Source organism: Bacillus sp. FSL W8-0645, assembly GCF_038007905.1.
GTDB lineage: Bacteria > Bacillota > Bacilli > Bacillales > Bacillaceae > Bacillus > Bacillus pumilus.
In genome coordinates this window covers 2,260,123-2,285,148 of record NZ_JBBOYC010000001.1, presented here as the reverse complement: position 1 = coordinate 2,285,148, position 25,026 = coordinate 2,260,123, and the positions used below count along the sequence as shown (strand labels likewise).

The following is a 25,026-nucleotide window of genomic DNA, read 5'->3' as shown; positions in this document are numbered from 1 at the left end:
GAAACGGAGGTTTTGTTTTTGCTGACAAAAGAATGGCGTATTCTCACAATTAATCCTGGCTCTACTTCAACAAAAATCGGTGTGTTTCACAATGAACGATCTATTTTTGAAACGACACTCAGACATACAGATGAGGAGTTAAAACAATTCCCTCATATCATTGATCAGTTTTCATTTCGTCAAGAAACAATCCTGAAGACGCTGCATGAACAAGGGATGAACATCTCAAAGTTTGATGCAGTTTGTGCGCGCGGCGGTCTTCTTCGTCCGATTGAAGGTGGCACATATGAAGTCAATGAGCAAATGGTGCAAGACCTGAAAGAAGGATATGCTGGCCAGCATGCATCAAATCTCGGCGGTATCATTGCACGAGAAATTGCACTTGGTTTGAACATCCCAGCTTTTATTGTCGATCCAGTTGTAGTGGATGAGCTAAAACCAATTGCTCGTATTTCAGGGCTGCCAACGATTGAAAGAAAAAGCATCTTCCATGCATTAAACCAAAAAGCAGTCGCAAGAAAAACAGCTGCATCTTTTGGGAAGCGCTACGAAGATTTGAACATGATTATTACACATATGGGCGGCGGCATCACCATTGGTGTCCATGAAAAAGGTAAAGTCATTGATGTCAATAACGGACTGCATGGCGAAGGACCTTTCAGCCCAGAGCGAGCGGGGACCTTGCCAACAGGTGACCTCGTCAATCTTTGCTTTTCTGGTGAGTACAGCCAAGAGGAAATGCTGAAACGCATTATTGGTGAGGGTGGTCTTGCGGGCTACCTTGGTACGACAGATGCTGTGAAAGTTGAGCGCATGATTGAAGCAGGCGATGAACGGGCGGCGCTGATTTATGAAGCGATGTGCTATCAAATTGCCAAGGAAATCGGTGCGGCTAGTGCTGTCTTAAAAGGCGCAGTTGACGTCATTGTGTTAACAGGCGGACTTGCGTACAGCAAACAAATTACATCAAGTATTAGAGGTCACATTGACTGGATTTCAGATGTTGTCGTGTATCCAGGTGAAAATGAACTGCAATCCTTAGCAGAAGGTGCACTTCGTATTTTAAAAGAAGAAGAATCTCCGAAAGAATACCCAAATGATCAACGGATGAAGAAAGGAGTGACAAGTCATGGCAACTGAATATGACCTCGTCATTCTTGGTGGAGGCACAGGCGGCTACGTAGCGGCCATCCGTGCCTCACAGCTTGGATTGAAAACAGCAGTTGTAGAAAAAGAAAAGCTTGGCGGTACTTGTCTCCATAAAGGATGCATTCCGTCTAAAGCGCTGCTTAGAAGTGCTGAAGTCTATCAAACCGTCAAACGTGCTGCTGATTTTGGCGTTGAGGCAAATGGCATCGCCTTGCAATTTGCCAATGTGCAGAAAAGAAAAGCAGAGATTGTAGAGAAGCTAGCAGGCGGCGTTAAACACTTAATGAAACAAGGGAAAATAGATGTTTATGAAGGGATCGGCCGTATTCTTGGTCCATCTATCTTTTCGCCTATGCCAGGAACCATCTCCGTAGAAATGGCAAATGGAGATGAAAATGAAATGCTTATTCCAAAGCAGGTCATCGTTGCGACAGGTTCAAGACCGCGTGTGCTGCCTGGACTTGAAGCAGATGGGACGCATATTCTAACATCAGATGATGCACTAGAACTGCCAGAGCTTCCGCAGTCGATGCTCATTGTCGGTGGCGGGGTAATCGGAATCGAGTGGGCTTCTATGCTCAATGATTTTGGTGTGAAGGTGACAGTGATTGAATTTGCAGACCGCATATTGCCAACAGAGGATCATGACATTTCTAAAGAAATGGAAAAGCTTTTATCTAAAAAAGGCATCACCTTTGTGACAAATGCGAAAGTACTGCCAGATACCGTCAAAAAGCAGGAGAATCTCGTGACGATTCAAGCAGAAAAGGATGGAGACATTCAGACGTTTGAAGCGGAAAAGCTTCTTCTATCAGTCGGCAGAGTACCAAATATTGAAGGCATTGGTCTTGAAAACACGGACATCCAAACAGAAAAACAAGGCATTGTCGTGAATGAACATTATCAAACGAAAGAATCGCATATTTATGCAATAGGAGATGTCATTGGCGGGCTTCAGCTGGCACATGTGGCTTCACACGAAGGCATGATTGCTGTGGAGCATATGGCTGGGCAAGATCCGAAGCCGCTCGATGAAACACTCGTTTCTAAATGTGTTTACTCTCACCCGGAAACCGCTAGCGTTGGACTCACTGAACAGGCGGCAAAAGAGCAAGGCTTCGAAGTCAAAATGGGGAAATTTCCATTTATGGCGATCGGAAAAGCACTTGTGTACGGCGAGTCAGATGGATTCGTCAAAATCATTGCTGATCAAAAGACAGATGATATTTTAGGGATTCATATGATTGGTCCTCATGTCACAGATATGATATCTGAAGCTGGATTAGCCAAAGTACTTGATGCAACGCCGTGGGAAGTCGGGCAAACAATTCACCCGCACCCAACCTTATCAGAGGCGATTGGCGAGGCTGCCCTTGCTGTTGACGGGAAAGCGATCCATTTTTAATCAAGGAGGGAAATAAGATGAGTAACATGCGTCATCATGAATTAGGATTATCAGATGAACAAGCAATTGATATATACAGAACAATGCTTCTAGCAAGAAAAATTGATGAACGGATGTGGCTTTTAAACCGTTCTGGTAAAATTCCATTCGTCATTTCTTGTCAAGGGCAGGAAGCGCAGCAAGTCGGTGCTGCTTTCGCTCTCAATAGAGAAGAGGATTACGTCTTGCCTTACTACCGTGATATGGGGGTTGTCCTCGCATTTGGGATGACAGCAAAAGATTTAATGATGTCAGGTTTCGCAAAACAAGACGATCCAAGCTCAGGCGGAAGACAGATGCCAGGGCATTTTGGACAGAAATCAAATCGAATTGTGACAGGATCTTCACCTGTTACAACGCAGGTTCCTCATGCAGTTGGCATCGCACTTGCTGGACGTCTAGATCAGAAAAACTTTGTCAGCTTTGTCACGTTCGGTGAGGGCTCTTCAAACCAAGGTGATTTCCACGAAGGCGCTAACTTCGCTGCTGTGCATAAGCTGCCTGTTATTTTCATGTGTGAAAACAATAAGTACGCGATTTCCGTACCGTATGACAAACAAGTAGCATGTGAACGAATTTCAGATCGTGCGATTGGATACGGAATGCCTGGCGTAACCGTTGATGGCAATGATCCGCTTGAAGTATATGCCGCTGTCAAAGAAGCGAGAGACCGTGCAGCAAAAGGCGAAGGACCAACGTTGATTGAAACGATCTCTTACCGTTTAACTGCGCATTCAAGTGATGACGATGATTCAAGCTATCGAGAAAAAGAAGAAGTGCTCGAAGCGAGAAAGAAAGATCCGCTCATCCAATATGAAACGTATTTAACCGAAGGAAACATCATGACTTCAGAAATGAAAGAAGAGATGACAAAAGAAATCATGCAAATCGTAAACGAAGCCACTGATGAAGCGGAAAACGCTGCTTATGCTGATGCTGAAAGCGCACTTCGTTACGTGTATGCGGAGTAAGGGGGAAGAAAAATGCCTGTTATGTCATATATAGACGCCATTACACTGGCGATGAAAGAAGAAATGGAGCGAGATCCGAAAGTGTTTGTGCTCGGAGAGGATGTCGGGAAAAAGGGCGGCGTATTTAAAGCGACAGCGGGTCTTTATGAGCAATTCGGAGAAGCGCGCGTCATGGATACACCTCTTGCAGAATCAGCCATTGCTGGTGTAGGGATTGGAGCAGCGATGTATGGAATGCGCCCAATTGCTGAAATGCAATTTGCGGATTTTATCATGCCTGCTATTAACCAAATCATTTCAGAGGCTGCGAAAATTAGATACCGCTCAAATAACGATTGGAGCTGTCCAATGGTCATCCGCGCACCTTATGGGGGCGGAGTTCACGGGGCGCTTTATCATTCACAATCAGTTGAAGCGATTTTTGCCAACCAGCCTGGTTTGAAGATTGTCATGCCTTCTACGCCTTATGATGTAAAAGGTCTTTTAAAAGCTGCGGTGCGTGATCCAGATCCTGTATTGTTCTTTGAACACAAACGTGCCTACCGTCTGATTAAAGGAGAAGTACCTGAAGAGGATTACACACTCCCTATTGGAAAAGCAGATGTGAAACGTGAAGGCGATGATATCACGGTCATTACATATGGCCTCTGCGTCCATTTTGCATTGCAAGCAGCAGACCGCCTTGCGAAAGACGGCATTTCTGCGCATATTCTCGATTTGAGAACAGTGTACCCGCTTGATCAGGAAGCCATTATTGAAGCGGCATCAAAAACAGGCAAAGTGCTTCTTCTAACGGAAGATACAAAAGAAGGTAGCATCATGAGTGAGGTAGCGGCGATCATATCAGAGCATTGCTTATTTGATTTAGACGCACCAATCAAACGTCTAGCCGGACCAGAAATCCCGGCAATGCCTTATGCACCGACGATGGAAAAATTCTTCATGGTCAACCCAGATAAGGTAGAAGCTGAAATGAGAGAGCTAGCGGCATTTTAAGAACGAGGAGGGTTTCAAGTGGCAATTGAACAAATGAAAATGCCTCAGTTAGGTGAAAGTGTAACAGAAGGAACCATCAGCAAATGGCTCGTTTCACCTGGCGATCATGTGAATAAATACGATCCAATTGCGGAAGTCATGACGGATAAAGTGAACGCAGAAGTCCCGTCATCTTTTACAGGAACGATAACAAAGCTATCAGCTGAAGAAGGCGATACACTGCAAGTAGGAGAAGTGTTCTGTGAAATTGAAGTAGAAGGCAGCTCGCAGCAAAGTGCGAAAGAAGAAGCCGCACCTGAGCAAAGTGAAGCACCTGAAGCAGATCAAACAAAAGAGAATCAAAGTCAAAAGAAACGCTACTCTCCAGCAGTCCTTCGTTTAGCAGATGAGCACAGCATTGATTTAGCGGCAGTGCAAGGAACGGGAGCAGGCGGACGAATCACAAGAAAAGATTTACTTCAGCTCATTGAAAAGGGCGGCATGCAAGAGAAGACAGCACCTGTCACTGAACAGGCGGTCAAGCCAGAGCCTGTGCAGTCATCAAAATCAAAAGCGGCGCCTTCCATCTCTACAATGCCTGGTGATGTTGAACTGCCAGTCACGCCAATCAGGCAGGCGATTGCGGCAAATATGCTGAGAAGCAAACATGAAATTCCGCATGCATGGACGATGATGGAAGTCGATGTGACAAACCTTGTGACTAGAAGAAATCAGCTCAAGGACCAATTTAAAGCAAAAGAAGGCTTTAATTTGACGTTCTTTGCGTTCTTTGTCAAAGCAGTGGCTCAAGGCTTGAAGGAATTCCCAGAAATGAACAGCATGTGGGCTGGAGATAAAATTGTGCAAAAGAAAGCGATCAATGTCTCGATTGCTGTTGCGACTGATGACGCTCTTTTTGTTCCAGTGATTAAGGATGCAGATGAAAAAACGATTAAAGGCATCGCCAAGGAAATTCATGAGCTTGCTTCCAAGGTGAGACAAGGTACGCTGAAGCAAAGTGACATGGAAGGTGGCACCTTTACTGTAAACAACACGGGATCATTTGGTTCTGTACAATCTATGGGAATCATTAATTATCCGCAAGCGGCGATTTTACAAGTAGAATCGATCGTGAAGCGTCCGGTGATTGTAAATGGTATGATTGCAGCAAGAGACATGGTCAACCTTTGTCTCTCATTAGATCACAGAGTTCTTGATGGTCTTGTATGTGGCAGATTCCTTCAACGGATTAAACAAATCCTTGAAGGCATTGACGAGCAGACATCAGTTTACTAAAACAAGAATGTCCCCCTCCCGCTAAGGAGAGGGGGATTTCCACATGATGAGAAAGGAGCGATGGTATGTCTGGACTAGACTTTTTTGCATTTTTAACGATTGGACTCATGTTTATCACAGCAATTGCGTTCGCTTTTCTTCGGTATATTTCTAAATCACGCAATCATCCTGAAAGATTACTACTGATCATATCAATCGTTTCAATTATTCAAGTTTTGTATTGCTTGCTGATTGTCAGTGGATTTAAAGGAGCAGCGAATAGCCTCTTAGGAATTTCTCTTCTTGCCGGGACGCTGCTTGGCTATGCACTTGAATATTTATACAGACGCTATATCAAAAAAACGCCCGAAAAAGAATAGGGACTGACCCCCGTTTTTGAGACAGGGATCAAAACACCTTTATACAGCCAATTGCCGATAGTTTATCGGTGATTGGTTGTTTAGTTTCGTTTGAATACGAATGTTGTTATAATAATAAATGTATTCTTTGACAGTGCGTTCTACGATGTTGGTCGTAGTGCGGTCAATCCTGTTAAGATAGAACGTTTCAGACTTTAGTGAGGAATGAAACGATTCGATGGAGGCATTATCAGCGGGCGTCCCTTTACGGGACATGCTCATGGTAATGCCTTTTATATGAACAGCTTTCTGATACTCGTAAGATGTATACACAGAACCTTGATCGCTATGTAACACGCAATTCTCAGGCAGTGCTGGGAGCTGATTAAGTGTGTTTAAGATAAAGTCTGTGTCCTGCTTATCACCAATCGTAAAAGCAATCACTTCTCCATTATATAAATCCAATATACTGGAAAGGTACAATTGTTTCTGTCCATAAGGCAAATACGTGATGTCCGTTACTAGTTTTTCAAGAGGGCGATCAGACTGAAAGTTCCGATCCAGTATATTACCGGCCACGGCATAGGGCTGCCCATTCTTCTTACGCTTTTTCATTTTAACCCGGCATTGCCACTGGTTTTTCTGCATGATACGTTGAACAGTTTTATGGTTAATATGCATTCTCCTTTTTAGTATGGCTGTGATTTTTCGATAACCATATCGATATTTGTGCTTTCGGCACAACGTGCCGATCTGTTTCTCTAGTTGTCTTTTAGAATGATTCTGAGTCAGATTCTTTTTCCATCTATAATACGAAGCGCGTGAGACGCCTAAATGGACACAGATGTCCAGTACCGTCATCGTTTTGTGAAATTCTTCTACCAGTTTGATTGACGTTTCCTTATCAACTTCCTTTCCAATTCGTTGTACTTTTTTAAAACTTCATTCTGTTGACTCAAATAGCGATTTTCTGCCTGCAGTCTCTCTAATTCGGAAGAGTACTCGGGACCCTTTCCATAGGTATATTGTTTTCCAACAGGCTGTTCGAACCGGTGTGTATCCCCAGCTTTATGCCACCTCACCCATGTCTGAACCTGCGTCTTATTCTTGATATTCAATTTCTGCATGATCTCTTTCATAGGTACGCCTGCCAATCTCATTTCTACAGCCTTCTGTTTGACTTCAACCGGATAACTCACTCTTGTCCCCATAGAAAAAACACCTCCATGTTTTATTTCGGATCACAACGATCCATTTTCAAACTTGAAGGTGTTTTTTATTTGTCTCATCTTACGGGGTCAGTTCCATAATCTCGGGCGTTTTCTTTATTTTGCTGGAACAATAAAGGTCAAATGTTGTTTTAACACTTCTAAAGAAGCTGGGGCTGTCATGTACACTTCGCCATCTGTATCAGCATCCATTTCCTCTTTTGTGTGGATCTGAATATTGGATGCTTGAATGAGGGAGAGGTCTCCGGTGAAATCCTCCAGCTCTTCCCGGTTCATAGAAAAGATTTCTTTTAGAGCAGAGAAACTCGTATTTCTGCATATTAAGATTTCTGCTTTCCCATCATCAATCGTTGCACTCGGCAAATCAATTTTATTTGTCCCGATGAAATGTCCATTCATGACAAGAACGATGACGGCCTCTTCTTCCCAGGTCTCCTCCTCTGTTTCAATTCGTACATGAAAAGGATCTGTTTGCTGTAAGGTGCGCAGGGCACTTGTGAAGTAGCTGATTTTGCCGAGTACAGCTTTTTCCTTGTCATTAATATTGTTGGATGTGTCTGCAATCAGCCCAATTCCCCAAAAGTTTAACAAGTATCGATCTCCTGCTTTGATTAAGTCGACCTTTTTTTCTACGCCGTCTACAATCATTTGAGCGGCTTTCTGCATTTGTTGCGGAATACCAAGCGTTCTAGAAAAGTCATTGCATGTCCCGCCTGGTAATATCGCTACAGCTGGCCTTTTTTCTAAACCACCGATGCCATTCATGCATTCATGCACGGTTCCATCTCCGCCTAATATGATCAGTAATTCTATCGTCTCATCAATTGTGCGACAGAATTCATAAGCATCATTTGGCTGCTTTGTTGGTTTAAGAATGAGTTCATCAATATGTAGAGAAAGAAGAGGTACTGTTTGTCCGAGAACTTTTTCCATGTTTTTTTGTCCAGCATTTCCATTATAAATGAGCATCGCTTTTTTGAATTGTGCCATCACGCAGTTCTCCCTTTCATCTCTTTATCATCACTTTTCCCCAATTTCGCGGCGTATAAACGATGTTCAGAAAAGTGTGGAATGAAAAGACAACACATTTGCCCGCAGGCGTTTTCCTTGATATGATGTTGTTAAAATGGTTTTGGCATGCTAAAGGAGTGGACGGACAATGAATATTGATTTTAATTTATTTATGAATGATATTGTGAAACAAGCGAGAGAAGAGATCAAACAGGCTGGCTATAATGAGCTTACATCAGCTGAAGAAGTGGATGAAGCCCTGTCTAAAGAAGGCACGGCACTTGTGATGGTGAATTCAGTATGCGGATGTGCTGGCGGTATTGCAAGACCAGCTGCAGGCTATTCTGTTCATTATGATAAGCGTCCAGATCAATTGCTGACAGTGTTTGCTGGACAAGACAAAGAGGCAACGGCAAGAGCCCGTGAATACTTTGAAGGCTTCCCGCCATCTTCACCATCCTTTGCATTATTAAAAGATGGAAAGATCATTAAAATGGTCGAACGTCATGAAATTGAAGGGCACGAACCAATGGAAGTCGTGTCAAAGCTTCAAGCTGCATTCGATGAGCATTGCAAAGAAATTTAACATGTGACGTTTGAATGATGACATATAAAGCAGTCCGGTCTTTAGATCGGTCTGCTTTTTGTTTTATAAGACCATTGAATCAAAATAATTTTAGCAAAATACTATTGCATCTTAAAAAGAAAGTGTTTAAAATACATTATAGTGAATAAATATTCAAAACAATACATGATTTTAAATACTGGGAGGCATTATCTTATGAAAAAGTGGTTATTATTACTTATGACAGCTGGTCTTGCAGCTGCACTCGCAGCTTGCGGAACTTCTTCTAATAATTCAAACGCATCAGGAGATGACAAAACACTCGTTATGGCGACATCAGCAGATTATCCGCCATTTGAATCAAAAGATGGAGATAAAATTGTCGGTTTTGATGTTGATCTTGCAACAGCACTAGCGAAAAAGAACGGCTACAAGCTAGAAATTCAAGATATGGATTTCGCAAGCCTTGTATCCGCCCTTAAAACAAATAAAGCTGATATTGTCCTTGCAGGCATGACCCCTACAGAAAAACGTAAAAAACAATTAGATTTCTCTGATGTTTATTACAATGCTAAAAACTTAGTTGTCTCAAAGAAATCTAGCGGAATGAAAACAGAAAAAGACTTAAAAGATAAAACAGTCGGCGTTCAATTAGGTTCAATCCAGCAGGATGAAGCAAACGGTTTGCAAAAGAAATATAACTTAAAAGTGGAAGACCGTAATAAAATCTCTGATATCATTCAAGAAATCAAAGCAGGTCGTTTTGATGCAGCCATTATTGAAGATAAAGTAGCTGCTGGTTATTTGAAAAAAGAAAAAGACTTCCAAGCATTTGGATTGAATAGTTCAAACGAAGGTTCAGCCATTGCATTCAAGAAAAATAGCGACTTAACAGCTAAATTTAATAAATCATTAAAAGAAATGCAAGACAATGGCGAACTTGATAAATTAATTAAAAAATGGTTTGCTGATGAAAAATAAGTCAGGAAAAGGATCAGCGTCATTCATGAAAATTCAGTAGAAAGCGCTGAAAAGTTCAACTCATGTTGAACTTTTTTCCTGTTTTATTATTTGATTTCGTATGAAGGCATAAAAAAGGAGACTGTCATGTTAGATTTTAAAGATGTAATACCTCAGATGCCCTTTATTTTAGAAGGGCTTAAGGTCACACTTTCTATTGTAGTGGTATCACTTTTTCTTGGATTTATTTTAGGGATTTTATTAACGCTTTGCAAAATTAGTGTATTTAAGCCGCTCATTTGGCTTGCAGATTTTTATACATCCATCTTCAGAGGCACACCGCTTGTGCTTCAATTGCTCATTATTTATTTCGGTCTGCCTCAGCTACTCGGGTTTCAAATCGATCAATACTGGGCTGCTGTAGCGGCATTTTCACTAAACTCTGCGGCTTACGTATCTGAAATTATTCGTGCTGGTATTAATGCCATTGATAAAGGTCAAAAAGAAGCAGCCGTTGCTTTAGGCATCCCTTATGCTAAAATGATGAAGGACTTATTGCTTCCGCAGGCATTTAAAAATATTTCACCTGCACTTGTGAACGAAACGATTACACTGACAAAAGAATCAGCTATTGTGACAGTCATTGGACTGGGAGATGTCATGAGACGAGCCTATCAAGCAGGTGCCGTCACGTATAATTATCTTGAACCGCTTATTTTTGCGGGTCTCATCTATTATGTCATCGTGCTTGTTCTCACCTTTGTCGGCAAATCGGTGGAAAGGAAGTTAAAATCAAATGATTAACATAGAGAAACTCACAAAATCTTTTGGCAAAAATGAAGTATTAAAAGGGATCGACACCACCATTAAAGAAGGGGAAGTTGTCGCAGTCATTGGACCATCTGGTTCAGGAAAATCGACGTTTCTTCGCTGCATCAACTTGCTTGAAAAACCGACTTCTGGTGTTATTACGATTCAGGATACCGAAATCACAAACCCAAAAACCAATGCACTCAAAGTGCGTGAGAACATCGGAATGGTGTTTCAGCATTTTCACCTGTTCCCGCATAAAACGGTGCTGGAAAATATCACATATGCGCCAATGAATGTGAAGAATCAATCGAAGGAAGACAGCATCAAACAAGCTGAAGATCTGCTGAAAAAAGTAGGGCTTTTAGAGAAAAAAGATGATTTTCCGAACCGCTTGTCAGGTGGTCAAAAGCAGCGTGTCGCAATTGCACGTGCGCTTGCGATGACACCAGACATCATGCTGTTTGACGAACCAACATCTGCACTAGATCCAGAAATGGTCAAGGAAGTGCTAGAGGTCATGAAAGAGCTGGCTCAATCTGGTATGACACTTGTGATCGTCACACATGAAATGGGCTTTGCAAAAGAAGTGGCTGACCGCGTGATCTTTATGGACGATGGGAAAATTGTAGAGGATGCAAACCCTGTGCAATTCTTTGAATCACCGTCGTCACAACGCGCGAAAGACTTCTTACAAAAAATATTATAAAGAAAAAAGAGAGGGAGACTTAACATCTCCTTCTTTTTTTGATTATAATGGGGAAAGTAAAAAAGTTCATCATTTCACAATTAGTGAATAGAAACAAGACAGAAAAGAGTGACTCACATCATGTTTAAAATCGGCTACCGAACGCTGAAAACAGCATTAGGAACAGCGATCGCCATTTATATTGCGCAACTGCTTGGCCTTCAAAATTATTCCGCTGCCGGGATTATTACGATTCTGTGTATTCAGGTGACAAAGAAACGGTCGCTTCTAGCATCAGGCGCCCGCTTTGCCGCATGCAGTCTTGCCATTTTATTTTCTTATCTATTTTTCGATCTGATTGGGTATCATCCTTTTGTGATTGGTCTGATGCTGCTTGTCTTTATTCCGACAACCGTATTGCTCCGCATTAAAGAAGGGATTGTCACAAGTTCAGTCATCATCCTCCATTTATACATGTCGGGCGGGATTACCCTTCACCTCATCTGGAATGAGCTGCTGCTGATTACGATTGGTGTTGGCGTGGCACTTATCATGAACCTGTATATGCCAAGTGTCGATAAAAAGCTCAAACGCTACAGCGAACAGATTGAAGCCAACTTTGCAAAAATTTTTGAGGAAATCGAACAATACTTAATGACAGGGAAACAAGACTGGACAGGCAAAGAGATACCAGAGACACATCAATTGATTAAAGAAGCAAAAGCTCTTGCATATCGTGATGTTGAAAACCATGTCTTAAGACATGAAAACCTGTATTATCATTATTTCAATATGAGGCAAAAGCAATTCGAAATCATCGAGCGTGTGCTTCCGAAGATCACATCCATTTCCATTACAACAGAGCATGGACAAATCATTGCAGAATACATTAGAGACTTACGCGAACATATTCACCCAGGGAACACGGCGCATAAGTTTTTAAGGCGCCTCATTGATATGAAAGAAGAGTTCGATAAGCTCCCGCTGCCGCAAACAAGAGAAGAGTTTGAGGCAAGAGCTGCACTGTTTCATTTCCTCGGAGAAATGGAACAATATTTAGTACTGAAAAGCTATTTTAAAGGGATGAAAGAATAGAGACGCATGAGTTCCTCCTTCATTGGTCAATCTAATGAAAAAGGAGGAGCCTATGCGTCTTTTATTTTATACCGTATTGACCATGTCCCTTTCACCTATCTGGCCGCTCGGACAAAACCCGCTTCCAGGAGACCCTTATGTCATTATTAATAAACAAACCAATGAACTTGCCTATATTGATCAAGGACAAATCCAAAAAATATATCCTGCTTCTACAGGGAAAACTTCAGATTTAACGCCAGAAGGGGAATTTACCATTATGATCAAAGCGAAAGATCCCTATTACAGAAAAAAGAATATCGAAGGCGGTGCGAAGAATAACCCTCTTGGCAGAAGATGGATCGGATTTGATGCACGAGGAACAGATGGTAGAATATACGGAATTCATGGGACGAGTGACGAAACATCGATAGGGAAATTTATCACGGCAGGCTGTGTGAGACTGCATAATCAAGATGTAGAGCTTCTATTTGACCAGCTTCCGGTTGGGACAAAAGTTTGGATTACAACATCAACCGATTCATTTGAAAAGCTTGCCAAAGACAAACAGGCCATTCGTTGATTGAACGAATCACCTGCTTGTCTGCTTTTATTGAAACCTTATAAAAAGGTTGCGGCTCCTGCTAAAAGTGAAGATATTAGCAACAGGCTAATCATGAGCAATACCATGAATTTCATCATTTTCTGAGACATATCGCACCCCTATAATCGAAGATTTTTTGCGACGAACGCACCTTTCTTTATTCTAGCTCGTTTTTTCAAATGCGACAAGTGATCAACAAAGGAAGTGAACGGATGAATCAAATCGACCATATTGCCATTGCGGTCTTTTCTATAAAAAACACATCTCGAATTCTTCAACAGCTGTTTAACTGGCATTTTTCAGACATACAAGAGATTCCTGAGCAGGAGATTAAAGCGTCCTTCGTTTCACTTGATCATGTGCACATTGAATTAATTGAACCGATGTCCGGCAGCAGCAAACTACATACCTTTTTAACAAAAAGAGGAGAGGGACTCCATCATATTGCGCTAAAATCAGGTGACATACAGGCGGACCTTAACCGTCTTGATCATCTTGGCGTGGAGCTTCTCCAACAATCAGCACAGATAGGCGCGAGCGGGAAGCGGATTGCATTTATTTCACCGAAAGAAACGTCCGGTGTGTTATTCGAATTGTGCGAGCCCTTGAAAGGAGAGGAACATGGCAATGAATGAATCGTTCAATGACTTGGCTAAATGGCGCGAAAAAGCATTCATGGGTGGCGGCGTGAAACGTGCAGCTGCGCACCGGAACAAAGGGAAACTAACGGTTCGTCAGCGGTTACATGAACTTCTTGACGGGGGCAGTTTCATGGAAATTCAAGGATTTGCAACAGGCCGCATGTCAGAGCATGTCGGTGATGGCGTCGTCACTGGAACTGGACTCATTCATGGAAAGCCGGTATGTGTTTATGCACAAGATGCAACAGTGCATGGAGGGTCTTTAGGCGAAATACATGCCAAAAAAATTGCTTCTCTAATGGATCTCGCAGCTAAAAATGAGATGCCGGTCATCGGTCTAAAAGACTCAGGTGGTGCGAGAATTCAAGAGGGTGTGGTATCATTAGAAGGATACGGACAGATTTTTAAACGGAATGTGCTGTACTCAGGTCAAATCCCGCAAATATCCGTTATTTTAGGCTCTTGTGCTGGAGGAGCAGTCTATTCTCCTGCCTTGACTGATTTTGTGTTCATGACAGAACAGACAGCTCATATGTTTTTAACAGGTCCGAAAGTCATAGAAAAGGCAACAGGAGAAACGGTCTGTCCTGACCGTCTTGGCGGTGCAAGTGTTCAGCATCAGACAAGCGGGAATGTACACTATACTGGCAAAGATGAGAAAGACGTGTTAAAAGCGGTTCGAACACTTTTAACGTACATACCAACGAAACAACAGACTGTCATGGACGCTGAAACGAGTAAGCAAGACGCAGCTGATCCAGGCAACATCTTGCCGAAGGATCCATCACGCACCTATGACGTCAAACAAGTGGTGACAGCGATCATCGATTCAGACTCATTCTTTGAGACGCAGCCTTGTTTCTCAAAAAATATCGTCACAGGGTTTGCCAGATTACAAGGGGCTTCAATTGGTATAGTTGCCAATCAGCCAAAGGTGCTGGCAGGAAGCCTTGACCTTGATGCTGCTGATAAAGCGGCCAGGTTTATTCGATTTTGCGATGCGTTTCATATTCCGCTCTTAACACTTGTAGACGTCCCTGGCTTTTTACCAGGTGAGAAAGCCGAGCATGCGGGAATTATCCGTCACGGCGCAAAGCTTTTATATGCGTACGCTGAAGCGACCGTTCCAAAAATCACGGTGATTTTAAGAAAGGCGTATGGCGGTGCGTATGTCGCAATGAATAGCAAGGGATTAGGCGCTGATTTTGTTTATGCATGGCCAGCGGCAGAAATTGATGTCATGGGGAAAACGTTCGCTGACGAAATCGTTCATCCTGCTTCGCGCAAGGTTGAAACGGAGCCAAGTGTATTCAAAGCGGCTCAGGCAGGGCTAATAGACGATATTTTCATGCCGGCTGAAACGAGAGAGCGATTGATTCGCTCATTTGATTTGCTTCGCAGGAAGGAAGAAGATAGACCGTTAAAAAAGCATGGCAACATGCCGCTATAAGAGGAGGAGCATCATCATGATCAATGAAAAACGTTTACTAGACGAATTTTTAGAACTAGTTCAGATTGATTCGGAAACAAAACACGAAGAGAAAATTGTGGAAGTCTTAAAAGAAAAATTCTCACAGCTTGGACTAAAAGTGGTGGAAGACGACTCAAAAGCGAAAACAGGCCACGGTGCAGGCAACCTCATCTGTACACTGGAAGGCAATCAAGAGGCTGATACCATCTATTTCACGTCTCATATGGATACAGTTGTTCCGGGCAATGGCGTAAAACCAGTCATTGAAGACGGCTATGTGAAAACAGATGGAACAACCATTCTTGGTGCTGACGATAAGACAGGACTTGCGGCAATGTTTGAAGCAATCCGTGTGCTGAAAGAGAAGAATTTACCGCATGGAACGATTGAATTTGTTATCACAGCAGGTGAGGAATCAGGACTTGTCGGAGCAAAAGCGTTAGATCCGAAGTTGATGACAGCGGCATATGGCTATGCCCTTGATTCAGATGGCAAGGTCGGAACCATTATCGTTGCAGCGCCAACACAGGCAAAAGTACGCGCAACCATTTACGGGAAAACAGCTCACGCAGGTGTCGCGCCTGAAAAAGGTGTGTCTGCGATTACCATTGCATCAAAAGCCATTGCTAGTATGCCGCTTGGCCGAATTGATGAAGAAACAACGGCGAATATCGGTCGTTTTGAAGGCGGAACGCAAACGAATATTGTGTGCGATCAAGTCGATATCCTTGCGGAAGCACGCTCTTTAGAACCTGCAAAAATGGAAGCACAAGTAGCGAAGATGAAAGAAGCCTTTGAAAAAACCGCTAAAGAAATGGGCGGAAGTGCCGATGTACACATTGTCATCATGTATCCAGGCTTCAAATTCTCTCACGGCGATCAAGTCGTAGAAGTGGCGAAAAAAGCGGCTGCGAAAATTGGCCGTCCATCAGAACTACAGACGAGCGGCGGTGGCAGTGATGCAAACGTCATTGCAGGAAACGGCGTCCCAACTGTCAACTTAGCTGTTGGATATGAAGATATTCATACGAAAAATGAGAAAATGCCGATTGAAGAATTAGTCAAAACAGCTGAAATGGTTCTCGCCATTATCGAAGAAACGACAAATCCATCGTAAAGGCAGGAGACTCTGTGAGCACGCAAAAGATCATTATTTTCCAAGTGGGGCAAGAGGATTTTGGCATTAGTGTAGAGCATATTCGTTCGATTGAGAAGGTCCCTTATTTACAAGAAGTATCGAACCTTCCTAAAGAAATAAAAGGACTCATGTCTTTAAGGGGAGAGGTCATTCCAGTCAGTGACACAGGCGTGATGCTTCACGGAAAGCCTCTTGATGTGAGTGAACAATCCAAGGTGTTGCTATTTGAATTAAACGGACAAATGGTAGGCTGTCTTGTCTCGGATGCAAAAGATATTATCGATATCGAGCTAAGCGAGATCAAGCCATTTCATATGAACACGAAAGCCTCTGAATATTTCTTCGGCGTTGTGGAGAGAGAGAACAAGATGATTTTACAAGTGGACCCGAATAAGTTCCTTGGGAGAATTGAGGATCTCGATCAATTGCCAGCGCGGTTAAAAGAAGAATTGGCATAAAGAAGATCCCCTTATCTGATGATAAGGGGATTCAGCATGTAGACAAACCCTCGCATTCGTTGTCAGTCCTGTGCGCCGGTGCTCACGAATGTCAAATTCGCTCCGCTCCGGTACTCGCCCTTCCTAGACTGCAAAGGTTTTCTATCACGCTGAAAAGAAGACAAAGGGCTAAAATCAAGATCATTTTAGCCCTTTGTCAACAATCTGGATCCCCTTATCTGATGATAAGGGGATTATTTTTATTCAGCAGCTGGGCTAGCTTGGTCGTTTGCCTCAGCTTTTGATTTTGATTTTTGGTACATGACATTTAAAATAATGGTTTGGATTGTGAGTAATAATCCGCTTGTCATCCAGTATAAAGGAAGGGCAGCGGGTGCATTGATTGAAATAAACAGCATCATGATTGGGAAAATCATGCCCATCACTTTGGCTTGTTTCAGCGCAGCCTCTGTCTGGGTGCCTGATTGCTTCGCAAACCTTTGCGTAACATAAAATTGCAAGAAATACATAGCGCCTGCAAAGATCGCGACCAATAGATCGGTTTGTCCTAAGTTAAACCATAGGAACGAATGTGTTGCGATCTCAGGTGTTGAGCGGATCGCTGAGTAAAAGCCAAGAACAATTGGAATTTGAATCAGCATAGGCAGACAGCCCATTGCCAGCGGGTTCACATTGTTCTCTTTGTATACTTTCATCATTTCCATTTGTAGTTCTTTTTGTTTTTCAGGTTCTTTCGTTTTCTTCAATTTGCTTTGAATTTCATCAATTTGAGGCTTTACTAGTGCCATTTTCTCCTGCATGACTCTTTGCTTCTTAAATTGGTTCGCAAAAAGAGGGAAAATCAGCAGACGGACGATCAAGGTCACGAACATAATCGATAAACCATAATCATCATGGAAGAAGTTCGCAAGCCAAATGATCAGCTCAGAAAAAGGCTGGACAAAATAATGATGGAAAAACCCATCAGAGCTCGTATTCGTTTGCCCACTCGCTGCAAAAGCAGGTGAGGCAATCATCATTAAACATAAAGTCGTACAAATCGTTAATAAACGTTTCAATTCGTTTCCTCCTCATTTTTTAAAAAATTAATTAGAGAGAGGAAGCGAATGGTCTTCATCATCGTTTGATGATCGTTTCATTCGAATGACTTTACTAATCCAAGTTGTAATGCGATCATATATGATAAACAGAAAGTCTGTTCGATTCAATAAAGATGCGTCCAACTCTTCCAAACGATGTCCACCGAGGTGTTCGTTCATACGGCAGTCTTTTAATAAAAACGCAATACCGATGGCCGTCAGCGCTGGAAGAATAATCGTAAAGAATTCAACAAGGAAAAAGACTTCATTGAATGTATCAATAATCATGATTATCACATCCATTTCATTACTCACAGTGTACTATACACATTGTGAAATGTCTAACAGGACCACGTGTTTTCTCTACCGAGTATAAATCCTTATTTTGTATAAAATAGTATTTGTCATCCAAACTTCATAATTCCTATCTTATAATGAGGGGGAATAGAAGAAATGGAGGTTTTGAATATGACAAGTATTTACCCGAAGTTTCGAGCAGCTGCGGTACAAGCAGCACCTGTCTACTTAAATTTGGAGGCAACCGTTCAGAAATCATGTGAACTGATCGACGAGGCAGCTTCAAATGGTGCAAAACTTGTAGCATTCCCAGAAGCATTTTTACCTGGTTATCCTTGGTTTGCTTTTATTGGTCATCCAGAATATACAAGAAAGTTCTATCACGAATTATATAAAAATGCAGTCGAAATCCCTAGCTTAGCTATTCAAAAAATAAGCGAGGCAGCAAAAAGGAATGAAACGTACGTTTGTATATCATGCAGTGAAAAAGATGGCGGCTCTCTCTATTTAGCTCAACTTTGGTTTAACCCAAATGGGGATTTAATAGGAAAACATCGGAAAATGAGAGCTTCTGTAGCAGAAAGACTGATTTGGGGAGATGGAAGTGGAAGCATGATGCCAGTTTTTCAAACTGAAATTGGCAACCTTGGCGGATTGATGTGCTGGGAGCATCAAGTGCCACTAGATCTGATGGCGATGAATGCTCAAAATGAACAGGTTCATGTAGCGTCCTGGCCAGGTTATTTTGATGATGAAATTTCAAGTAGATATTATGCCATCGCGACACAAACTTTTGTGCTGATGACTTCTTCTATCTATACGGAAGAAATGAAAGAGATGATTTGTTTAACGCAGGAGCAAAGAGATTACTTTGAAACATTTAAGAGTGGGCATACGTGCATTTACGGTCCAGATGGAGAACCGATCAGTGATATGGTTCCAGCTGAAACAGAGGGAATTGCTTATGCAGACATTGATGTGGAAAGAGTTATTGATTACAAGTATTATATTGATCCAGCTGGCCACTATTCCAATCAAAGCTTGAGTATGAATTTTAATCAGCAGCCTACTCCGGTTGTGAAACATTTGAATGACAATAAAAATGAAGTGTTAACATACGAGGCTATTCAATATCAAAATGGTATGCTTGAAGAAAAAGTGTAATTCGTGAAACCTTCTCTTTTTTAGAGAAGGTTTTAGCGTGTAGACAAACCCTCGCATTCGTTGTCAGATCTGCGCGCTGGTGCTCACGAATGTTAAATTCGCTCCGCTCCAGTGCTCAATCTTCCTAGACTTCAAGGGTTTTCAATTCACGCTGAAAAGAAGACAAAGGGCTAAAATAAAAATCATTTTAGCCCTTTGTCAACAATCTGAAACCTTCTCTTTTTTAGAGAAGGTTTTTTTGAGGAAAGATGAAATAAATCAATGTATAATTGAGCATAAAAGAGATTCATCATATTTGATCGATTCGGAACTTCTGATCAAAATATAGGGATTTAAGAAAATGGGGTTATGCCAATGTCAAATATTATTTTTCATATAGACATGAATGCGTTCTATGCGAATGTAGAAATGGCGTATGATCCTTCTTTGAGAGGGAAACCTTTAGCCATTAGCGGAAATGCGAAAGAGCGTAAAGGGATTGTGGTGACGTGTAGCTACGAGGCAAGAGCGCTAGGTGTAAAGCCCCCGATGCCGTTATGGGAAGCGAAGCGGCTTTGTCCGGGGCTGATTGTCCGTACACCAAACTTTGACCGGTACCGAAGCTCCTCACAAGAGATGTTTACGATACTAAGAGAATACAGCGATTTAGTCGAGCCTGTATCCATTGACGAGGGCTATATTGATTTAACGCATACGCCATATGCCGAGCATGCGGTGAAAACGGCTCATGATATTCAAACGAGGCTTGTAGAGGAGCTCATGCTTCCTTCAAGTATTGGCATTGCACCGAATAAATTTTTAGCGAAAATGGCGTCTAATTGGAAAAAACCAATGGGCATCACCATTTTGCGTAAACGAGATGTACCCCAAATGCTATGGCCGCTGCCAGCGGGTGACATGCACGGAGTTGGACAAAAAACGGCAGATAAATTGAAAACGATTGGCATTCATACCATTGAAGATTTAGCGAAAGCAAATGAGTATACACTAAAGGAATTACTGGGCATCAATGGACCGAGATTAAAGCAAAAGGCGAATGGTGAACATGACGGCATCGTGGACCCAGAAAGGATATACGAATTTAAATCCGTCGGTAATTCGTCAACCCTTCCTCATGATTCTGACGATCCAGATGAACTTGTCGCGTTAATTGATAAGTTGTCACAATCTGTGAGTGCAAGGTTAAGGAGAAAAGAAGTGATGGCCAATCGGCTGCTCATCATGATTCGGTACGCAAGCTGGAAAAATATCACGCGAAGTGTCACCCTCACGAATCCGACGGATCGGAAGGAAGACTTATTTGAGGCAGCAAGGCAGTTATTCCTTAAACATTGGAATGACCAGCCGGTGAGGCTCTTGGGTGTGACGGGGACAGACCTTGTAGAACGAAAAGCAGCTGTTAAACAGCTTGATTTATTTTCCTATACAGAAGATGCAAAAGAAGAGCCTCTTCAAACTATTTTAGAAGGACTGAAAGAAAAGTATGGAAAATCAGTCGTTCAAAGAGGGATGACCATCAAGGAAAAAGAGAGCAAAACAAGTGGAACAAGTTTTAATAAAGACTTTTTTCAGGACGAAAAAGGAAATGACTAGCCTGAAAACTTGATAAAAGAGGTGGTGTTGTGGTAATTTCAAAGGGTACATCATTTCAGCAGTAATCAATATAGTGTGTTAGAAGGGACGTCAGAATTATGTCAAAACAACAAATCGGTGTGGTTGGACTAGCCGTTATGGGGAAAAACCTTGCCCTTAATATTGAAAGCCGCGGGTTCTCCGTGTCCGTTTATAACAGATCTAGCAGCAAAACGGAAGAATTTCTTCAAGAATCAAAAGGGAAAAACGTTGTAGGCACATACAGCATCGAAGAATTTGTTCAGTCGCTTGAAACACCGCGTAAAATTCTTTTAATGGTAAAAGCTGGTGCAGCAACGGATGCAACCATTCAATCATTACTTCCTCACCTAGAGAAAGGTGACATCTTAATTGATGGTGGAAATACATATTACAAGGATACGCAAAGACGTAATCAAGAGCTTGCGGAAAGTGGTATCCACTTCATTGGTACAGGTGTTTCCGGCGGTGAAGAAGGTGCACTAAAAGGTCCATCGATCATGCCTGGCGGTCAAAAAGAAGCGCATGAGCTAGTGAAACCAATTTTAGAAGCGATCTCTGCGAAAGTAGATGGCGAGCCATGTACAACGTATATCGGCCCAGATGGAGCAGGACATTATGTCAAAATGGTCCATAATGGCATCGAGTACGGAGACATGCAGTTGATTTCTGAATCATACTTTATCTTGAAGCATGTGGCTGGATTGTCAGCAGAGGAGCTTCATGAAGTATTCTCAGAATGGAATAAAGGCGAGCTTGACAGCTATTTAATCGAAATTACAGCTGATATTTTCACAAAAGTGGATGAAGAAACAAACCAGCCGCTTGTGGATGTCATCTTAGATAAAGCTGGACAAAAAGGAACTGGAAAATGGACGAGCCAAAGTTCTCTTGATCTAGGTGTTCCGCTTCCAATCATTACTGAGTCTGTTTTCGCGCGCTATATTTCAGCAATGAAAGATGAGCGTGTTGAAGCAAGTCAATTAATCGAAGGTCCTAAGCCAGCGCAATCAGCAGAGAATAAACAAGAGCTGATCGAAGCGGTTAGAAAAGCTCTATTCATGAGTAAAATCTGCTCGTATGCACAAGGTTTTGCGCAAATGAAAGCAGCATCTGATGAGTATAACTGGGATTTAAAATACGGTGAAATTGCAATGATCTTCCGCGGTGGATGTATCATTCGTGCAGCCTTCTTACAACAGATTAAAGAAGCGTATGACCGTAACCCTGAACTGAAAAACCTATTGCTTGATCCTTACTTTAAGGATATTGCTCAAAGCTATCAATCATCTCTTCGTAAAGTCATTTCGCTTGCAGTGGAGCAAGGAGTTCCTGTTCCTTCATTGTCAAGTGCACTTGCTTACTTTGATAGCTATCGCACAGCTGTCCTGCCAGCGAACTTAATTCAAGCGCAGCGTGACTATTTCGGTGCCCATACGTATGAGCGCACAGATAAAGAAGGCATCTTCCATACGGAATGGATGAAATAAACAAAGAACGACTGAAAAACCTTACCCTTTGGTAAGGTTTTTTTGTGTTTGCATCTTTCGGCTAAAAATGCGAAAAAGAGGGATGCTATGTAAAAAAGAAAAGAAAGTAGGGATCGAAGTGGGCATCTTATATGCACTTCTCCCAGCGATATTTTGGGGAAGTATTGTTCTCATCAGTGTCAAACTTGGCGGGAATGCTTACCAGCAAACCCTTGGTATTACGCTTGGCGCATTTATATTTTCAATTGCAGCCTTCTTCATCAAAATGCCAGAGCTGACACCGCTTATTTTTGCGGTTTCTGTGATTTCAGGCATCTTTTGGAGCATTGGACAAATGAATCAGCTTTCAAGTGTTGCGTTTCTCGGAGTCTCGAAGGCGGTTCCTTTGTCAACGGGCATGCAGCTTGTGAGCACTACTTTATTTGGCGTCATGGTCTTCAAAGAATGGCAAACGATGACGGTCATACTCATTGGTTCTTGTGCTATTTTACTGATTATTGCAGGTGTTGTGCTGACATCGCTCGGCCAAAAAAAGAATGGTGGCGGGAACGGTGGCAATTTCAAAAAAGGAATCATGATTCTGCTCATCTCAACGGTTGGTTATGTCGGATATGTTGTCATTTTGAGATGGTTTCATATTGATGGCTGGTCTGCGCTCGTTCCGCAATCGGTCGGCATGCTGCTTTCATCCTTGGCGATTAGTCTTAAGCAGAACCCGTTTAGTAAATATACGTTTAAAAATATCATTGCCGGCCTTGTGTGGTCGACAGGAAATCTCGGACTTCTTTTGGCTATTCCGCTCATTGGTGTTGCCGTAAGTTTTTCGATGTCACAGACAGGGATAGTCATCTCAACATTAGGCGGCATTTACTTATTAAAAGAGAAAGCATCCAGAACAAGCTTTGTCATTGCAGGCTGCTTGATGATCATTGCAGGCGGCGTGCTGCTAGGCTTTACAAAATAGGAGGGTAAACGAATGTATCCAGATTTAGAAGGGAAAACAGTCCTGATTACAGGAGCTGGTACAGGAATAGGTCAAGCGATGGCGCGCCGGTTTGGACAAGAAAAAGCCAATGTGGTGATCAATTATTTCTCAGATCAAGAAAATCCAGATGACACCATTGCGGATATTCAAAAAAATGGCGGACAGGCTGTGAAAATCAAGGGAGATGTCTCAAAGGAAGAGGATATGCAGGCAATGATTGATAAAGCCGTTCATACGTACGGAAGCCTTGATGTCGTGATCAATAACGCAGGCATTGAAAACGAAGTGCCTTCCACAGAAATGACGCTGGATAATTGGAACAAAGTCATGTCGACCAATTTAACAGGTATGTTTCTCGGCTGCCGTGATGCATTGAAGTATATGACAGATCACGGAATAGAAGGATCGATCATCAATATGTCGTCGGTTCACCAGCAAATCCCTTGGCCTCATTTCGTACATTATGCAGCAAGTAAAGGGGGCGCCAAGCTGCTGACAGAAACGCTGGCACTAGAATATGCCCCTAAAAAAATCCGTGTAAACAGTATTGCACCAGGCGCCATCGATACCCCGATCAATAAGGAAAAATTCGATGATCCCGCATTGAAAAAAGGCGTGATTGAACTGATCCCCATTGGCTATATTGGAAAGCCGGAAGAAGTGGCAGCATGTGCTGTCTGGCTGGCATCAAAAGAGGCAAGCTATGTCACAGGCTTGACACTTTATGTGGACGGTGGCATGACAAAATATCCTGGCTTCCAAGCAGGAAAAGGATAAGAAGAAAGAAAAAGAGCGTACACACACAAACGCTCTTTTTTTATATAAAATACAGACAAATAAAATGAAATGTCTAGACATTTAAAAATAAAAATATATAATATTAAATGGAAGCGCTTTTATTACAACAATGGGGTGAGAGAAATGAAACGTATTTTATTAGCATGCAGTTCAGGAATGTCTACGAGTTTACTAGTTACAAAGATGAAGGCTCATGCCGACTCAATAGGGGACGAGGCAGAAATTTGGGCAGTTGGGCAAGATCAAGCAAAAAAAGAAATGGCGAATGCGGATGTTGTGTTAATTGGACCGCAAATGAGCTTTTTAAAAGGGGATCTTCAAAAAGAAGCAACAAAATATGGAATTGCAGTAGAGGTCATCGATATGCAGGCGTACGGGCTTGCCGATGGACAAAAAGCGTACGAACAAGCCGTTACATTGATGGAGGAATCGTAAAGAATGGAAAAGAAAACACTCGAAGGGCTCACGGAGGAACAAGTCAGTTTCCAATTGATCTTACACAGCGGTAATGCACGCAGCAAATTGCTTCAATCTCTTAAACAATTTCGAGAAGGTCAAGAAGATGAGGCATTTGGTCTCATGAAAGAAGCAGAAGAAGATTTACGTCATGCACATGGCATCCATTTTCAACTCGTGCAGCAAGAGGCAGGCGGGGAGAAAACGTCTTTCTCCTTATTGCTCATGCACGCCGAAGACCACTTAATGTCGACTATTACGATCAAGGAGCTTGTGGGAGAGCTCCTGCCAATTTTCCAAACGCTTAAACAATAAAAGGTGTAA

General features: G+C 42.3%; 28 protein-coding genes. 23 read left to right on the top strand and 5 right to left on the bottom strand.

Annotation, left to right across the window (positions count from 1 at the left end; all coding sequences use genetic code 11):
• Positions 1 to 18 precede the first annotated feature (18 nt).
• The 6 genes from buk (at position 19) to NST39_RS11630 (ending at position 6,194) form a co-directional block, all read left to right on the top strand.
• The gene (gene buk, locus NST39_RS11655; RefSeq protein WP_044141010.1) at positions 19 to 1,140 is read left to right on the top strand and encodes a butyrate kinase; all 1,122 of its coding nucleotides are present in this window, start codon (positions 19 to 21) and stop codon (positions 1,138 to 1,140) included.
• The gene (gene lpdA / locus NST39_RS11650; RefSeq protein WP_106065561.1) at positions 1,130 to 2,554 is read left to right on the top strand and encodes a dihydrolipoyl dehydrogenase; all 1,425 of its coding nucleotides are present in this window, start codon (positions 1,130 to 1,132) and stop codon (positions 2,552 to 2,554) included. The genes buk and lpdA overlap by 11 nt, the downstream gene beginning before the upstream one ends.
• 17 nt (positions 2,555 to 2,571) lie before the next feature.
• On the top strand, positions 2,572 to 3,564 hold the full coding sequence (locus tag NST39_RS11645) for a thiamine pyrophosphate-dependent dehydrogenase E1 component subunit alpha (protein ID WP_003215622.1): 993 nt from the start codon (positions 2,572 to 2,574) through the stop codon (positions 3,562 to 3,564).
• A 12-nt stretch (positions 3,565 to 3,576) separates the two neighbouring features.
• The gene (locus NST39_RS11640; protein WP_003215848.1) at positions 3,577 to 4,560 is read left to right on the top strand and encodes an alpha-ketoacid dehydrogenase subunit beta; all 984 of its coding nucleotides are present in this window, start codon (positions 3,577 to 3,579) and stop codon (positions 4,558 to 4,560) included.
• Between the two features lie 18 nt (positions 4,561 to 4,578).
• A complete protein-coding gene (locus NST39_RS11635; RefSeq protein WP_341028515.1) occupies positions 4,579 to 5,835 on the top strand; it encodes a dihydrolipoamide acetyltransferase family protein in 1,257 nt (418 codons plus the stop codon).
• A gap of 65 nt (positions 5,836 to 5,900) precedes the next feature.
• Positions 5,901 to 6,194, top strand: coding sequence for a YesK family protein (locus NST39_RS11630; RefSeq protein ID WP_106029166.1), 294 nt, complete (start codon positions 5,901 to 5,903; stop codon positions 6,192 to 6,194).
• Between the two features lie 39 nt (positions 6,195 to 6,233).
• Here NST39_RS11630 and NST39_RS11625 read toward each other — a convergent pair.
• Together NST39_RS11625 and NST39_RS11620 are read right to left on the bottom strand one after the other, a co-directional pair.
• Positions 6,234 to 7,384 (bottom strand): IS3 family transposase gene (locus tag NST39_RS11625; RefSeq protein WP_341026768.1). Its coding sequence is split into 2 segments (ribosomal slippage): positions 6,234 to 7,111 and positions 7,111 to 7,384, totalling 1,152 coding nucleotides; the frame shifts between segments, so codons are not numbered across the junction.
• 114 nt (positions 7,385 to 7,498) lie between these two features.
• Entirely contained in the window at positions 7,499 to 8,392 is an 894-nt protein-coding gene (locus tag NST39_RS11620; protein ID WP_065098370.1) for a YegS/Rv2252/BmrU family lipid kinase, read from the bottom strand.
• 169 nt (positions 8,393 to 8,561) lie between these two features.
• On the opposite strand from NST39_RS11620, the gene NST39_RS11615 reads away from it, so the two are divergent.
• The 6 genes from NST39_RS11615 (at position 8,562) to NST39_RS11590 (ending at position 13,093) form a co-directional block, all read left to right on the top strand.
• The gene (locus NST39_RS11615; protein ID WP_003215907.1) at positions 8,562 to 8,999 is read left to right on the top strand and encodes a BrxA/BrxB family bacilliredoxin; all 438 of its coding nucleotides are present in this window, start codon (positions 8,562 to 8,564) and stop codon (positions 8,997 to 8,999) included.
• Positions 9,000 to 9,194: 195 nt separating this feature from the next.
• Entirely contained in the window at positions 9,195 to 9,959 is a 765-nt protein-coding gene (locus tag NST39_RS11610; RefSeq protein WP_012010505.1) for a transporter substrate-binding domain-containing protein, read from the top strand.
• 126 nt (positions 9,960 to 10,085) lie between these two features.
• On the top strand, positions 10,086 to 10,742 hold the full coding sequence (locus NST39_RS11605) for an amino acid ABC transporter permease (protein WP_003215691.1): 657 nt from the start codon (positions 10,086 to 10,088) through the stop codon (positions 10,740 to 10,742).
• Positions 10,735 to 11,457 (top strand): amino acid ABC transporter ATP-binding protein, encoded by a 723-nt coding sequence (locus tag NST39_RS11600; RefSeq protein WP_003215712.1) that lies wholly within the window; start codon positions 10,735 to 10,737, stop codon positions 11,455 to 11,457. Before NST39_RS11605 ends, NST39_RS11600 begins: the two co-directional genes overlap by 8 nt.
• Before the next feature lie 120 nt (positions 11,458 to 11,577).
• Positions 11,578 to 12,531 (top strand): aromatic acid exporter family protein, encoded by a 954-nt coding sequence (locus tag NST39_RS11595; protein ID WP_061408485.1) that lies wholly within the window; start codon positions 11,578 to 11,580, stop codon positions 12,529 to 12,531.
• 52 nt (positions 12,532 to 12,583) lie between these two features.
• Positions 12,584 to 13,093, top strand: a complete 510-nt coding sequence (locus NST39_RS11590) for a L,D-transpeptidase (protein WP_106065558.1) — start codon at positions 12,584 to 12,586, stop codon at positions 13,091 to 13,093.
• Between the two features lie 38 nt (positions 13,094 to 13,131).
• Here the strand turns inward: NST39_RS11590 and NST39_RS11585 are convergent, their stop codons facing one another.
• A complete protein-coding gene (locus tag NST39_RS11585) occupies positions 13,132 to 13,212 on the bottom strand; it encodes a hypothetical protein (RefSeq protein ID WP_257736823.1) in 81 nt (26 codons plus the stop codon).
• Between the two features lie 114 nt (positions 13,213 to 13,326).
• Between NST39_RS11585 and mce the strand changes: the two genes are divergently transcribed.
• Genes mce through NST39_RS11565 form a run of 4 tightly spaced genes read left to right on the top strand, consistent with a single transcriptional unit; the run spans position 13,327 to position 16,822 of the window.
• Positions 13,327 to 13,749, top strand: a complete 423-nt coding sequence (mce, locus tag NST39_RS11580; RefSeq protein ID WP_044141020.1) for a methylmalonyl-CoA epimerase — start codon at positions 13,327 to 13,329, stop codon at positions 13,747 to 13,749.
• Positions 13,736 to 15,205: an acyl-CoA carboxylase subunit beta gene (locus NST39_RS11575; protein WP_341028510.1), complete on the top strand. Its 1,470-nt coding sequence runs from the start codon at positions 13,736 to 13,738 to the stop codon at positions 15,203 to 15,205. Before mce ends, NST39_RS11575 begins: the two co-directional genes overlap by 14 nt.
• A 16-nt stretch (positions 15,206 to 15,221) precedes the next feature.
• Positions 15,222 to 16,343: a M20/M25/M40 family metallo-hydrolase gene (locus NST39_RS11570; protein ID WP_341028508.1), complete on the top strand. Its 1,122-nt coding sequence runs from the start codon at positions 15,222 to 15,224 to the stop codon at positions 16,341 to 16,343.
• A gap of 14 nt (positions 16,344 to 16,357) precedes the next feature.
• Positions 16,358 to 16,822 carry a chemotaxis protein CheW gene (locus NST39_RS11565; RefSeq protein WP_341028507.1) on the top strand — a complete coding sequence of 155 codons (465 nt, stop codon included), beginning with the start codon at positions 16,358 to 16,360 and terminating at the stop codon, positions 16,820 to 16,822.
• Between the two features lie 239 nt (positions 16,823 to 17,061).
• Here the strand turns inward: NST39_RS11565 and NST39_RS11560 are convergent, their stop codons facing one another.
• Positions 17,062 to 17,880, bottom strand: a complete 819-nt coding sequence (locus NST39_RS11560) for a membrane protein insertase YidC (protein ID WP_427847120.1) — start codon at positions 17,878 to 17,880, stop codon at positions 17,062 to 17,064.
• Positions 17,881 to 17,907: 27 nt separating this feature from the next.
• Positions 17,908 to 18,189 carry a hypothetical protein gene (locus NST39_RS11555; RefSeq protein ID WP_003215677.1) on the bottom strand — a complete coding sequence of 94 codons (282 nt, stop codon included), beginning with the start codon at positions 18,187 to 18,189 and terminating at the stop codon, positions 17,908 to 17,910.
• Positions 18,190 to 18,369: 180 nt separating this feature from the next.
• Here NST39_RS11555 and NST39_RS11550 point away from each other — a divergent pair, with 180 nt between their 5' ends.
• From NST39_RS11550 to NST39_RS11520, 7 genes are all read left to right on the top strand, one after another.
• Entirely contained in the window at positions 18,370 to 19,362 is a 993-nt protein-coding gene (locus NST39_RS11550) for a carbon-nitrogen hydrolase family protein (protein WP_341028504.1), read from the top strand.
• Positions 19,363 to 19,710: 348 nt separating this feature from the next.
• The gene (locus NST39_RS11545) at positions 19,711 to 20,955 is read left to right on the top strand and encodes a DNA polymerase IV (protein ID WP_341028502.1); all 1,245 of its coding nucleotides are present in this window, start codon (positions 19,711 to 19,713) and stop codon (positions 20,953 to 20,955) included.
• A gap of 98 nt (positions 20,956 to 21,053) precedes the next feature.
• Complete coding sequence (gene gndA / locus NST39_RS11540) at positions 21,054 to 22,463, top strand: NADP-dependent phosphogluconate dehydrogenase (RefSeq protein ID WP_003215871.1); 1,410 nt, start codon at positions 21,054 to 21,056, stop codon at positions 22,461 to 22,463.
• 118 nt (positions 22,464 to 22,581) lie between these two features.
• On the top strand, positions 22,582 to 23,427 hold the full coding sequence (locus NST39_RS11535; RefSeq protein ID WP_185108580.1) for a GRP family sugar transporter: 846 nt from the start codon (positions 22,582 to 22,584) through the stop codon (positions 23,425 to 23,427).
• Between the two features lie 12 nt (positions 23,428 to 23,439).
• Positions 23,440 to 24,225 carry an SDR family oxidoreductase gene (locus tag NST39_RS11530; protein WP_341028500.1) on the top strand — a complete coding sequence of 262 codons (786 nt, stop codon included), beginning with the start codon at positions 23,440 to 23,442 and terminating at the stop codon, positions 24,223 to 24,225.
• Between the two features lie 144 nt (positions 24,226 to 24,369).
• The gene (locus NST39_RS11525) at positions 24,370 to 24,681 is read left to right on the top strand and encodes a PTS sugar transporter subunit IIB (RefSeq protein WP_044141029.1); all 312 of its coding nucleotides are present in this window, start codon (positions 24,370 to 24,372) and stop codon (positions 24,679 to 24,681) included.
• A 3-nt stretch (positions 24,682 to 24,684) separates the two neighbouring features.
• The gene (locus NST39_RS11520; RefSeq protein WP_341028498.1) at positions 24,685 to 25,017 is read left to right on the top strand and encodes a PTS lactose/cellobiose transporter subunit IIA; all 333 of its coding nucleotides are present in this window, start codon (positions 24,685 to 24,687) and stop codon (positions 25,015 to 25,017) included.
• Positions 25,018 to 25,026 lie beyond the last annotated feature (9 nt).